Origin of the sequence: Haladaptatus sp. QDMS2 (assembly GCF_029338295.1) — an archaeon.
Lineage (GTDB): Archaea > Halobacteriota > Halobacteria > Halobacteriales > Halococcaceae > QDMS2.
The window spans coordinates 1339857-1351860 of record NZ_CP119791.1 but is presented as its reverse complement, the minus strand read 5'-3'; the positions used below and the strand labels follow the sequence as shown (position 1 = coordinate 1351860).

Sequence of the window (12004 nt, the reverse complement as noted above, 5' to 3'; positions counted from 1 at the left end):
CTGGATAGTTTCCACGCTGATTCTCCGTAATATTCCTACGAGCATTGCGCCGATATACCTGCGCCAAGTGCGGAGTGAAAGTGTCCACCGAACGGCCTCGATTGGTCTCAACTACTGTACAATTGGACCTACCAACTCACCCATCGTCGTGCGTCAACGACCTCTCCATTCCTGCACGCCGAAGGACAGGCTTCGCTTGGCGATTGAGTTCGAGAGAAATGCTCCGTCAGGGATTCGAACCCTGGTCCTTGCCGTGAGAGGGCAAGATGATTGGCCGGACTACACCAACGGAGCCGATCACACGGGACTTCCATCACGCGCTTTTGCGCCAGTGACGGGGCGTCCTTACTCGTTTGGAGGACGTGGTTGTATAAAAAACCCTTGAAATTTTCTGACTGTGTAAACACGACTCACTCGGGCGATTTTGTACATAGACTCTCTCCGCTCGATGAGTTGAATTTCAACAGGCTAAGTCACTGTCCTCAAGAAGCGAGTAGGGCGGGGTAGTTGACGAACACACACGATTCCAACAACCTCTCAGTCAAGTTCCCCGATTGCTCAGAGACGTGCGACCGTCTCGCCAGTGAACAGCCCAAGGTGCCTCGGATAAAGGGTCGAACAACTACGAAGAGTCGTGGTTGCAAAGGCGCACGCCCGACTTATCAATCACCACCGAGATTTCCTGCACACACTGTCGTCGTGGTACGTGAAGAATCACGACTTCATCGCCGTCGAAGACCTCAACGTTACTGGACTAGTGGAAAAGCAACGGAACAGTCAGAACGTGGCACACGCCGCGTGACGAACCTTCATCGACATGGTAGCGTACAAGGCTGAGAGCGCCGGTACGCACGTCGTGAAGGTGAATCCTCGTGTCACTCATCGTCGAGCGCAGAGCGGGTCGCCTCTGGCTCCTGGCCGGAGAGACTGACGATGTTCTCGCGGCCCATCCGGAGTTTGCTGATGAGGCCGTCGTCTTCCATGTCCGAGAGGAGCATGCTGACTTTCGACTTCGACCAGCCGGTCTCGTCGACGATGTTGACTTGGCGCATGCGCCCGCCGTTGTCCTGGAGCATCTTGAGGACGCGGTCCTCGTCGGTTAGCAGTTCGTCGTCCGCGACGGCGGCCGCGGCGGGGGTGGGTGAGGACGTACCGCCGCCGGACGACTTCTTAATGGCACCTGCGCCTGCGCCACCGCTTCCACCGCCCCCGCGGGTTGGGAACGCGCCCGAACGGTAGGCGAACGCGCTGGCGGCGATGGCGAGCAGGAAGAACACGACGGCGGCCGGGATGAGCGGGAAGTTTCCGCTCTGTTCGGGCACGATGCTGTCATCGGTCGTGGTCTGGCCTACGTCGCTGCCCGGGGGCGCGAGGACGACACGGGGTTGCTGGTCTGCGAACTGGGTGTCTTCGAACCAGGTCAGCGAGTCGCTGGTGGCAAGAGACCCGCCTGACACCGCGCCGGGTTCCGGTTCCGCCTCAGCGAACTGGAGTGGCCCGTCGTGTTTGATGACAAACGACTGATTCGGACCGATATAGAGGCCGCCTTCGAAGACGTCGCCGACGACGACCTGGTCGTCGCCCGTCTGGGCGAAGTTAGACCAGGTGAACTGCATCTCGACGATGCCTTCGTTGCCGAGTTCGCTCACGTACGCCTGTTTCGAGAAGTCGCTCGCGCTCATCGTCCGCCCGGTCGCCTGCTCGCCGGAAGTGGCGAGCGCCTGTGACTGATTCTGGAACTGTTTGTAGAGCTCAGTCTCGTTTTCGTTGAACTCGGTTGCGTACTGGTTGAACTGCTGGCGGTCTTCGTCCGTCTCCAGCGTCCATCGATAAGAGAACGTCCATCGCGCCGAGCCGTTTTCGTAGACTTCGACGATGAACTCCGTCCGGTCGAACTCCTGAGCCGCGGCGATCGAGCCCGAAGAACCCTCCGGGTTGTCGGGCGGAGCGGCAACTGCTGGCGCTGTCGCCGCGAAGACGAGGAGGAACGCGAGACACGCCGCAGACAGCCCTTTCATCTAACCTAAACCTTACTTGGTCGCTATAAAAGTGCTGTGACTCTACATGTATCGGCAGACCAGCAAATCGATGGACGCGACGCCCGGTCAGGAATGGTCTTCGACAGGTGCGCTCTGTGCGTTTTTCTTCACACTCTCGATTCCCTGTCGCGCCTTTTGTTTGCTCGCGTACCCTTCGCCGCTGTCTGCGAGGATATTCCCGTTGGCGTGAACCAGCCGCCAGCGATAGTCGTCCTCGGCATCTCGGTACAGTTCGAACGTCGCCTTCTGCATACAGAAAGAGAGGTGCTCCGTAGCTATCGCCGCTTCGCGTCGTTCGTGTCCTCGTACTCCGTCCGAGCTTTGCGCTCTGCGTCCTCGCGTTTCATCACCGGCTGGTCTGCGGTCTCAGACTGGATGAAAAAGTAGAGGACGAGCGGTACGGCGATGGCGAGCAGGATGATTACGAAGAAGATGCTTCCAGTGGCCATGGTTCACGGTTCGAAATCGCGCGACGTAATCGTTTCCCCGCACCCAGAAGTATTTACCACTCGCCCGAGAGGTGTCCGGTGTATGACGCCTCCAGTGGACGACAAACGTGGCTGCATCAAGTGTGGTCACGACGAAGTCTCGACCGACAAAATCGCCACCTCCGGCACCGGGCTCTCGAAGATGTTCGACATTCAGAATCGCAGTTTCCAGGCGATTACCTGTACCAACTGCGGCTACACGGAGCTGTACCGCGGCCAGTCGAAGGGCAACATGCTCGACCTCTTTTTCGGCTGACTACGGCGCGAGGCGGTTCTTCCGACCCTTCATCTTCTCGTTATAATGCTCGAAGGTGAGCGGACACCACTCGGCGGCGAGGTCGAGGACCTGATTGGTCAGGTCGCGAATCTCCCACTGGCTGTCTGCAGCTGCGCGCATGTCGGCGACGTGCATGAGCATCCGGGCGTTCATCGACATGACCATGTTGACCTCCGTCCCGATTGGGAGGACGAAGCGGGCGTCTTCGGGGGGCATCCCGAGGTCGAGGAGGTCCTGGTAGGTCTGGACGGAGTTCGTGACGGACTCACGGAACAGTTCCTCGCGTTTTTCCATCATCTCGTCTGTGACCTCGCCGGTCTTCTGGTTGCGACCAACCCAGTTTTTGTCCGTCGCAGAGGGGGGCCAGACGACCATCTCACCGGCGGCGACGTCTTCTACGTCGACGTCGTCGAAGGCGACGTAGCGCATTGACTGGACGTCGAACGAAACGTGGCGGTGGCGCGTAATCTGAGCCATACACGACCGACTGATACCCTCGACGGCGAACGTGGCCTGGACGTGTTCGAACGGGCCGAAGTGGCCGTGGTTGAGCAGGTGGCCGATGAGGGTGCGCTTTTTCGCCTCCAGCGAGTCGCCTTTCACGTTCTTCATGATGTCCTCGAAGGAGGTGTCGCCGACGAAGTCAGCCATGTAGTCGTTTCGCGCCGCAGTGCAGATGAGTTCCTCCGGATTGTCGGTGGCTTCGAGCAGACGAACTTTCATACCCAAAGGCGCGCAGGGAGGACAGATAATTCTGCGGGATTTCGGCCACGTCGTTCAAGTTAGCGCCATGTGTACGCCCGCCCATGGGCTACAAGAAATCGACCGCAGACGACGTGGATTCGCTCATTCCCGAAGAGTTCGGTGGGATGTGGATGTTCCGCAACTCGCTCGAAACCGAGGCGATTGGCCTCTCGGTGATGGAACTCGAACCCGGCGGGAAGAACAAGGTCCACGACCACGCGGGCGACGGCCAGGAGGAGGTTTACTGCGTCGTCGACGGCGAGGTGACGGTCACGGTCGACAACGAGCGCGTCTTCCTCGGCGAGAACGAAGCCCTTCGCGTCGATCCCGGGGACACGCGACAGGTCGAAAACACCGGCGAGGAACGCGCCCGCCTCGTCATCGCCGGAGCGGGCCGGCCGCCTCAATAGAGCGACACAATCAAACCCCGCCCCTTCGATGGGTCGGATATGATATCGAACCTCGCCCAGGGCGTGCAGGCATTCACCAGCAACGTCTTTCTCGTGAGCGGTGAACGCACCGTCCTCGTAGACCCCGGCAGCGGTTTCGACGTCGTGAGCAAACTCGAAGAGCGCACCGAGCACTTAGACGCTATCGTCCTCACGCACACCCACCCCGACCACGTCGGCAACGTCTCCGCCGTCAAAAACGCCTTCGACGTGGACGTGTGGGGCTACGACCCCGACTCTCCGTTCGTCGACCACGCAATCGAAGACGGCGAGACGGTGCAACTCGGCGACGACGACTACACCGCACTCCACACGCCGGGCCACAAAAACGACCACCTCTGCTTTCACTCCCCCACGGCGAGCGTCCTGTTCGCGGGCGACCTCGTGTTCCAGAACGGGAGCTTCGGCCGGACGGACCTCCCGGAGGGCGACCGCGAACTGCTCATCAAATCCATCGAGCGACTCATCGCGACGCTCGACTCATCACTCTCGGTCATGCACGTCGGCCACGGCCCGAGCATCACGAGCAACCCTTACGACGATATCGAACTGAGCGCCCGCATGGCGCGAATGCAGTAGTCAGTCGAGCGCCACCGCAACGAGCGCCTCGTAGGCGACTTCGTACGCCTCGCACACGGCGTCCGGGTCGGTTCGTGTTTCCGAGTCGAGCGCCGGCAAGGATACGCTCGCCCGCGGTTCGATGAGTTCGACGACGCCGCTTACGACTTCTTCTAACTGTCCTTCACGGGGGCTGTTCCCCGCGACTTCACAGGCCTTCGCGTAGCGCGCCCCGTCGTAAATGCGCGCTCTGCCGGGTTCGACGATGGCCACCGCGTCCGCCTCGTAGCCCCGAAGCGGTCTGGCGATGTCAGCGTAGGATTCGACGACGACGCGCTCAGTCTCTGCGACGCGCTTCGCGCAGGCTTCGAGCGCGGGCAGGTGATGGCGACTCATCGCCTCGTTCAGTTCTTCGACGGTCGAGATTTCGATGGCGTCTGCGAGCAGGTCGGCCACTTCGCCGGGAACTTCGGCCATCGCGTTCACGACCATCGCGTCGCCGGCCCGGTCGCAGACGAACTCGCGGTCCTGTCGGCCGAGCAGCCCTGCGCCCCCGCCCGGAGCCGGTCGCCACAGCCGATGGACTGGGTTGATGTCCTCGGGCGTTACGTCCGCGGCGCTCGCCTCGGCCAGTCGGCTGGCGTCCTTGCCGTACAACCGTCCTTCGGAGACGGCCACGAGGTAGTCGTCGTGGTCGAACCAGTGGTCGTTGCCGGCGCGTGGCTTGAAGCCGGTGCCGTCGATGTAGCGAAGCAGGCCGACCGAGAAGGTGGTCTTTCCCGCGTCCACCTGGTCGCTGCCGGCGACGAGCAGGTTCATCGCAGGCCGTAGAACCCGGGGTCCTCGTCGGATTGTGGGTCGGCGAACGACAGTTCGTCTGCGTTCACCATGACCCACGGAATCGCCCACGAGAGGAGGACGTCCTCCGTGTCGTAGTCGAGGTCGTGGTCCGGTTCTAAGCCCTGGAGCATCCGCGCGATCTCGAAGACGGTGTACATCTTGTCGTCGTCGAGCACTTCGGCTGGCGAGCGGAAATCGAGCGGTCGAATGTTCTCGAACGCGTCTTTGTCGCGTGGCATGGCCGGCGCTTGGCGTTCGAGCAAATAAAACGTCCCGCTACCGGGCGAGCGCCTCGGCCACCTTCTCGATTGGGTGTGGAGGCCGGTCTTCGCCTTCGCCCTCTCGCTCCCCAAGCTGGGTGCGACAGGACGCACCGGGGGCGACCACCTGCGAGGCCGGACTCTCGTCTACCTTCTCGAACAGCAACCGGCCGATTGCCTTCGAGAGGTCGTAGTGTTCTGCTTCGTAGCCGAAGCTCCCGGCCATCCCACAGCACCCCGAATCGAGTGGGTCCACGTCGTAGCCCGCCCGACGCAGCACGCCCACGGCGTGGTGGTCGCGCTTGACCGCCTTCTGGTTGCAGTGGCCGTGATACGCGATGGATTCGCGCGGGTCGTCGAACGACATCTCCTCGTCCACCTGGAGGCGGTCTATGAACTCACAGACGCCGTAGGTCGCCCGCGAGACTGCTTCGCAGGCTTCGTCGCCGGGAAGCAAGTCGCGGTACTCGTCCTGGAACATGACGGCGTCAGAGGGCTCTGCGAATACGACCGACCAGCCGTCGGTGACCTGCGGGGCGAGCGCCCGGACGTTCGTCTGCGCCTGTTCTTTTGCCTTGTCGAGGAACCCCTTCGAGTAGGCTGCTCGACCCGTCGCAGTCGTTTCTTTGGGCAGTTTCACGTGACAGCCGCCGGCTTCGAGGACGCGCACGGCGGCCTTTCCGATTTCTGGCGAGGCGTAGTTCATGTACGTGTCCGGGAACAGGAGCACACGGTGGGTGGCGTCCTTGGTCGGAACCTTTGGCCCGCGCTTTGCGTACCAGTCGCGGAACGACTCGCGCTCGAAGTGCGGCAGGTCGCGGTCTTTCGCGATGCCGAGGGTCTTCTCCATGACCGTCCGCGCGCCGGGCAGTTCCGTCGCCCAGTTCGAGATGGGCGCGAGCGCACTCCCCAGCTTGGAGAACTGCTCGATGTCGGCGAAGAGTCGCTCGCGGGGTGAGGTACCCTTCTTCTGGTGGGTCTGGTGTTTCACCTCGGCTTTGAGCTTCGCCATGTCCACGCCCGTCGGGCAGTCGGTCATACAGCCTTTACACCCGACACAGAGGTCCAGGACTTCCTCGTGGAACTGTTCTGAGTACAGTTCCTCTTCGGGCAGGTCGCCGCTGATGGCCGCCCGCAACAGGTTCGCTCGACCGCGAGTGGTCTGAATCTCCTCTTTCGAGGCGCGCCACGTCGGGCACATCGTCCCCGTGTCCGTCTGGCGGCAGGTGCCACAGCCGTTACACAGTTCGACCAGGTGCGAAAACCCACCCTCGTCCGAAAAGTCCTGGGCCGTCTGTGGCTCGATGGAACTGTACTGCGCCCCATAGCGCAGGTTCTCGCGCATGTCCGTCACCTCGTCGCCGAAGACGACCTTCCCCGGGTTCATGAGCCACTCGGGGTCGAACGCCGTCTTCAGGTCCTGGAATGCTGCCCACAACTGCGGGCCGTACATCTTCGGGTTGAACTCCGTCCGCGCGAGACCGTCGCCGTGTTCGCCCGAGAAGGAGCCGTTTCGTTCGAGCACGAGGTCAGTCACGTCTTCGGCGATGGAGTGCATCTTCTCGATGCCCTCCTCCTCTTTGAGCGAGAGAATCGGCCGGATGTGGAGCGTCCCACTCCCGGCGTGGGCGAAGTAGGCCGCAGACGTGCCGTGATCTTCGAGCACCTGCTCGAACTCTTTGACGTACTCTTTGAGTTCTTCGGGAGGCACTGTCGCGTCCTCGATGAACGGGTAGGGTTTGGCGTCGCCCTGTAAGCTCATCAGGAGCGGAATCGCCGCCTTCCGAAGCTTCCAGAGGTCGCCCTGCGCCTCTGGAGTGTACGCCTCGATAGCGTCGAACGCCGTGCCGTTTTCGAGGAATCGCTCGTTGGTCGCGGCGATGGCCGCCTCGAAATCGTCGTGGCACTCAGAATCGAATTCGAGCATGAGCGCCGCCTTCGCGCGTTTTGGGATGGGGTCTGCGTACTGGGCGTACTCCTCTGACTCACGGGCGAGGCGAAACACCTCCGAGTCCATGAGTTCGACCGCGCCGGCGTCGTATTCGAGCGCGACTGGCACCGCGGCCATCGCGTCGGTCAACTCGTCGAAGCAGTAGAGGACGAGCGCCGTCTCCTCGGGTTTCGTCACGAGCGAGAGCGTCGCTTCCACGACGACGCCGAGGGTGCCCTCCGAACCGACCAGGAGTTTCGAGAGGTTGATGACCCGTTCGCCGTCTTGCTCGCGGATGACCTTGTGGAGGTTGTAACCGCTCACCGACCGCTTGAGCGTCGGGTAGCGCGCTTCGATTTCCACCTCGTTCTCCTCGACGAGCGCGCGTACCGTCTCGTAGATGCGGGCTTCGAGCGTGTCCTGTGCAACGATGTCGTCCCACTCCGGACTGTCGAGCACCACGTCGCGGGTGTGGATAAGCGACCCGTCTGCGAGGACGACTTTCAGTTCCTCCGTGTAGGCGTCGGTGATGCCGTAGCGCACCGAGTGCGCCCCCGTCGAGTTGTTCCCGATGGACCCGCCGACCGTCGCCCGGTTCGAGGAGGCGGGGTCGGGGGCGAACTTGAGCCCCCACTGCGAGAGGTGATTGTCAAGGTGGTCCTGGACGACGCCCGGTTGCACGGTGGTCAGTTGCGCTTCGGGGTCCACGTCCAGAATTTCGTCCATGTGTCGGGTCAGGTCGAGGACGACACACCCCGGGCCCACGGCTTGCCCCGCGAGCGACGACCCGGTTCCGCGCGGAAGAATCGGCGTGTCGTGTTCGGTCGCCGTGCGTACTGCCGCCTGGACGTCTTCGACGTCTTCTGGGAACACGACGCCAGCGGGCCGGGCTTTGTAGATACTCCCGTCCGTGGCGTAGAGCACCTGCGAGTACTCGTCGAATCGAACGTCCCCCCGGACTGCGTCTGAGAGCGCCGCGGCCAGCGCGTTATGTTCGGCAGGCGACGACACCGAACCTTCAGCATCTTTCGTGGCCATATTGCCTTTCGGTACTTGGTTGAGTGAGATAAATGCTGTCGTTGCGCACACATTTGCGAACAGTCGAGTTCCCCCTTCCAGTTAAACGACACCGCAGTTTTGCTGACTCAGCGAACGTGCCTTTCTCACTATGTCTCTCCACACTCGTGTTCGAATCGTGCAATCCTTCCCATCAACTACTGACGGACGGTGTGAACGTTTGCTGGTCCCTGAAACTGCTGACTTCGAGCATCCATCGGCACACCGAACGAACGCCACCCGCTTTCGTTCAAAATGACGTCGCAAAAACGCTCTCGTCGGGCGGTTCTCGGGAGCTCTGCAGCGATTCTCGCGAGTCTCTCCGGGTGTACGTCCATCGTCAATTCGCTGGAGCAACGTGAACTGGAATCGACCTCGCAACCGCCTACGGCAGACAGCAATCCGACGGGAACAGCGCTCTCGCTCTATGCGAGTACGGATACGACGACGTTTGGCGTGGACCTCACGGGGAATCCCCTCATCGGGTCGCCGGACGCGCACGTCGATATGTACTACTGGAGCGACTTCCAGTGTCCCTTCTGCAATCGATTCGAGCAGAACACGGCACCGAAGCTCATCGAGAACGACGTGTCGAACGGAAACCTGCGAATCGTGCTCCTCGAACTCCCAAACATCGGCGACGAATCGACGATTGCGGCCGCGATGTCGAAGTGCGTGTGGGACCAGGTCAAAGCTGACCGGCCAGACGTGTATTACCGATGGCACTCGGCGGTGTTCGACGCCCAGAAAGAACCAAATTCGGGGTGGGCCGTCAGAGAGAATCTCCACGCGATTACCGAATCAGTCGGCGGTGTGGACGCAGAAGCCGTACACTCGTGTCTCGAGAACCGTCGGTCGAAGATGAAAGGCTGGGTCGAACAGGACCTGGAACAGGCTGACGAACAGGGAATCGGCTTGACGCCCGGCTTTGCCCTCTACAACCACGAGACTGAAAACGCAAAACGACTCACCGGCGCACAGCCGTACGAGCGATTCAAGAGCGAAATCGAAAAGCTAGCCGAATGATGAACGTACAGTCCAGAACCGCTCAGTTCAGCAGCAATCTCGAAAGCGCCCTCACCTATCCGTTCACCTCGTGGCAGCGGACCGTTTCGATGGCCGTTATCGGAGTCCTCACGTATCTCCTCCTGATAATGAGCGTGATGCCGGAGTTCACCATCCAGATGTTGAGCGCGGGCCTCCACTGGTTCGATTACGTCGTCATCTCGCTGACGCAGACGACCTATCGGTCGAACGGCTGGTTTGGCCTGGGCGTCATCGTCGCCTACTCGATTCTCACCGGCGTCGCACTCGTCAACACCATCGCACAGGTCCGGATGGTTGGGGTTTCGAGTGTCTCCGACCTGGTGGGTATCGTCCCCGGATTGCTGGCGTCGGGCTGTGCGAGCTGTGGTGCGGGCATGCTCGGCTTTCTCGGATTTGCCGGGGCGATGGCCGCGATGCCCTTCCACGGCGACCTGCTCCGTGTCGGCGGGCTTGCACTCTTGCTGTTCTTCCTCGGCCGGGCAGGCGACCCCCGAGAATGCACGTTGTGACCGACGGGGACCCCTTCTAATCGAAACTCGCTTTCGGGAGAACGCTGAGTCCCCGCAGGTCACCGGTACATCGAGTAGAGGACGAGCACCATCCCGATGGCGACCAGACTGGTCTGGATGACGCCCGACATGAGCGTCTCGATGTCGAGGAGGGTGAAGAACGAACAGTCCATCACGCCGCCGACGCTGATGAACAGGAAGCCAGACGATAGATAGAACATCGGCTCACTCTGGTGGCGTCGGTAGCCCTGAAAGCCCTTCGCGGCGATGATGAACCCGAGGGCGACGGTGAGGAGCTTCCCGGCGAGGAGGGCGAGACTCATTCGTCGTCACCTCGGATGCCGGCCCAGGTGCGGGCAAATTGGTCGACTGCATCTTCGTGCGTCGATACGGAAACGTCGATTCCCTGCTCGGTAAAATCGATGTCGACGTGACTGACGGTGGCCTCGTACATGGTATAGTGGTGCCCATCGGGGTCGGGTTTCGTGTGTTCGACGAGCAACCCCTGTTCGATGAGGGCGTTCGCCCGCCGGTAAATCGTGGAAAGGGAGGCATCACAGGCTTCACTGAGGGCTGCTGCTGACATCGGTTCGGTGGTCGTCTCGGTGAGAATCATGCGTGCATAGCTATCGTTCAGTAGCTGGAACAGTTCGGTCGCCTCGACGTCGTCGCCCACGGTTCACTCACTCATAGCGGGATACTAATTCACGTGGTGATTCGCTGACTCAGCGAACGTCCCTTCCTATTCATACGCTCCCCTATCCAGTCATGCCCAATCGAGGGTCAGGCCACCTGTTCTCAGATTGGGCTAATGAGTGTGGTGGTGTGTCGGGAGCACTCTACCTGAAACCAGTCTGCCCGTCGCGGAGTATGGCTCCGTCCCTTCGACCGTGACCGCGATTTCGACGAAATTAGCACAGAGTCGGACTCTCTGGATGCTTCACCCAATCTGAACCGTAGAAATGTTGATACACTCACACTACGTTTCTGCGAGTGAGTATGCGCGAGTCCAGCCCACCAACTCCCGAGTTAATTTCCGCCCTCGTAATGGCGAACCGTGCAATCAGGGCACCTCACTACACTTCGACCCACGATGACGGGGTTCAGTACACTGACTTAGACCGGGGCCTCCAGTGGGGCGCGGACGCTATTCCCGCTTTGCTCGGTCTCTTCGCGGTCGAACCGGACACCCGAGAGGACGAGTCAAGCGGGTGGGTCGCCTTCGCCCGCCACTGGCGCGGCGCGACGATGCGACTTGCCTTTGACCTGTTTTCCGACCACGACGAATCCGACCCAGTCGTGGTCGTGACCGCGATTGCGGGCCGTGCGGGGGAGGGATCCATCGGAGACGACGTCGGAGAAATCGAACTCCCGGACGAAGTACCGACCCAACAGGAGTGGAAGGACCGAGAAAAACGCTACCAGACGGCGCGGCGGAAGGATACCGCCGATGGAGCCGCGTCGGTGAAAGCGTTCATCGCAGCCCTGCCGGGATGGAAGGGCGAGATTGCGGAGCGATTCGACCGCCTCATCGAACAGGAAGTCCCGGAGGTGCGTCGCGCCGTGCGATATCATCAACCCTTCTACGGCGTCACGGACGAGGGCTGGTTCGCGGCGTTCAGCGCGCTCTCGAAGCACGTGAAACTCACATTCGTGACCGAGGAGTATCTCGACCCGGTGCCGCCGAGCGGAACGGGACCGACACGGCAAGCCCTGGATTTGAAAGAATCGGACACGCTGGACGAGGAACAGGTTTCATCGTGGATTCGCCAGGCCGCCGACAACCCGGGGATGAATTGGTGACGGT

Annotated in this window: 15 protein-coding genes and 1 tRNA gene; 6 read left to right on the top strand and 10 right to left on the bottom strand. The window is 61.3% G+C overall.

Annotated features, from left to right (window positions below; all coding sequences use genetic code 11):
* Nucleotides 1-219: 219 nt before the first annotated feature.
* The 4 genes from P1M51_RS07390 to P1M51_RS07375 form a co-directional block, all read right to left on the bottom strand.
* Nucleotides 220-294 (bottom strand) — tRNA-Glu (locus P1M51_RS07390).
* A gap of 581 nt (nucleotides 295-875) precedes the next feature.
* Nucleotides 876-2018, bottom strand: a complete 1143-nt coding sequence (locus tag P1M51_RS07385; RefSeq protein ID WP_276274953.1) for a helix-turn-helix domain-containing protein — start codon at nucleotides 2016-2018, stop codon at nucleotides 876-878.
* A gap of 87 nt (nucleotides 2019-2105) precedes the next feature.
* Nucleotides 2106-2291, bottom strand: a complete 186-nt coding sequence (locus P1M51_RS07380) for an HVO_2922 family protein (protein WP_276247542.1) — start codon at nucleotides 2289-2291, stop codon at nucleotides 2106-2108.
* A 23-nt stretch (nucleotides 2292-2314) separates the two neighbouring features.
* Entirely contained in the window at nucleotides 2315-2488 is a 174-nt protein-coding gene (locus P1M51_RS07375; RefSeq protein ID WP_276247541.1) for a hypothetical protein, read from the bottom strand.
* 82 nt (nucleotides 2489-2570) lie between these two features.
* Between P1M51_RS07375 and P1M51_RS07370 the strand changes: the two genes are divergently transcribed.
* A complete protein-coding gene (locus tag P1M51_RS07370) occupies nucleotides 2571-2783 on the top strand; it encodes a zinc ribbon domain-containing protein (protein ID WP_276247540.1) in 213 nt (70 codons plus the stop codon).
* On the opposite strand, the gene thyX is transcribed toward P1M51_RS07370, so the two are convergent.
* Entirely contained in the window at nucleotides 2784-3527 is a 744-nt protein-coding gene (gene thyX, locus P1M51_RS07365) for an FAD-dependent thymidylate synthase (RefSeq protein ID WP_276247539.1), read from the bottom strand.
* 83 nt (nucleotides 3528-3610) lie between these two features.
* On the opposite strand from thyX, the gene P1M51_RS07360 reads away from it, so the two are divergent.
* Together P1M51_RS07360 and P1M51_RS07355 are read left to right on the top strand one after the other, a co-directional pair.
* Entirely contained in the window at nucleotides 3611-3958 is a 348-nt protein-coding gene (locus tag P1M51_RS07360) for a cupin domain-containing protein (protein WP_276247538.1), read from the top strand.
* A gap of 39 nt (nucleotides 3959-3997) precedes the next feature.
* Nucleotides 3998-4576 carry an MBL fold metallo-hydrolase gene (locus P1M51_RS07355; protein WP_276274952.1) on the top strand — a complete coding sequence of 193 codons (579 nt, stop codon included), beginning with the start codon at nucleotides 3998-4000 and terminating at the stop codon, nucleotides 4574-4576.
* Here the strand turns inward: P1M51_RS07355 and P1M51_RS07350 are convergent, their stop codons facing one another.
* The 3 genes from P1M51_RS07350 to P1M51_RS07340 are packed head-to-tail and all read right to left on the bottom strand — an operon-like array spanning nucleotide 4577 to nucleotide 8623.
* Entirely contained in the window at nucleotides 4577-5374 is a 798-nt protein-coding gene (locus P1M51_RS07350) for an ATPase (protein ID WP_276274951.1), read from the bottom strand. It lies immediately after the preceding gene.
* Nucleotides 5371-5634: a DUF5827 family protein gene (locus P1M51_RS07345; protein ID WP_276247535.1), complete on the bottom strand. Its 264-nt coding sequence runs from the start codon at nucleotides 5632-5634 to the stop codon at nucleotides 5371-5373. Before P1M51_RS07345 ends, P1M51_RS07350 begins: the two co-directional genes overlap by 4 nt.
* Before the next feature lie 37 nt (nucleotides 5635-5671).
* Nucleotides 5672-8623, bottom strand: a complete 2952-nt coding sequence (locus tag P1M51_RS07340) for an FAD-binding and (Fe-S)-binding domain-containing protein (protein ID WP_276247534.1) — start codon at nucleotides 8621-8623, stop codon at nucleotides 5672-5674.
* Nucleotides 8624-8896: 273 nt separating this feature from the next.
* Between P1M51_RS07340 and P1M51_RS07335 the strand changes: the two genes are divergently transcribed.
* Both P1M51_RS07335 and P1M51_RS07330 read left to right on the top strand, forming a co-directional pair.
* Nucleotides 8897-9667, top strand: a complete 771-nt coding sequence (locus tag P1M51_RS07335) for a thioredoxin domain-containing protein (protein WP_276247533.1) — start codon at nucleotides 8897-8899, stop codon at nucleotides 9665-9667.
* The gene (locus P1M51_RS07330; RefSeq protein WP_369685124.1) at nucleotides 9667-10197 is read left to right on the top strand and encodes a hypothetical protein; all 531 of its coding nucleotides are present in this window, start codon (nucleotides 9667-9669) and stop codon (nucleotides 10195-10197) included. The genes P1M51_RS07335 and P1M51_RS07330 overlap by 1 nt, the downstream gene beginning before the upstream one ends.
* Before the next feature lie 59 nt (nucleotides 10198-10256).
* Here the strand turns inward: P1M51_RS07330 and P1M51_RS07325 are convergent, their stop codons facing one another.
* The gene (locus P1M51_RS07325) at nucleotides 10257-10520 is read right to left on the bottom strand and encodes a hypothetical protein (protein WP_276247531.1); all 264 of its coding nucleotides are present in this window, start codon (nucleotides 10518-10520) and stop codon (nucleotides 10257-10259) included.
* Nucleotides 10517-10873 (bottom strand): helix-turn-helix domain-containing protein, encoded by a 357-nt coding sequence (locus P1M51_RS07320; protein ID WP_276247530.1) that lies wholly within the window; start codon nucleotides 10871-10873, stop codon nucleotides 10517-10519. The genes P1M51_RS07325 and P1M51_RS07320 overlap by 4 nt, the downstream gene beginning before the upstream one ends.
* Before the next feature lie 323 nt (nucleotides 10874-11196).
* Between P1M51_RS07320 and P1M51_RS07315 the strand changes: the two genes are divergently transcribed.
* Complete coding sequence (locus P1M51_RS07315; protein WP_276247529.1) at nucleotides 11197-12000, top strand: DUF1801 domain-containing protein; 804 nt, start codon at nucleotides 11197-11199, stop codon at nucleotides 11998-12000.
* Nucleotides 12001-12004: the final 4 nt, after the last annotated feature.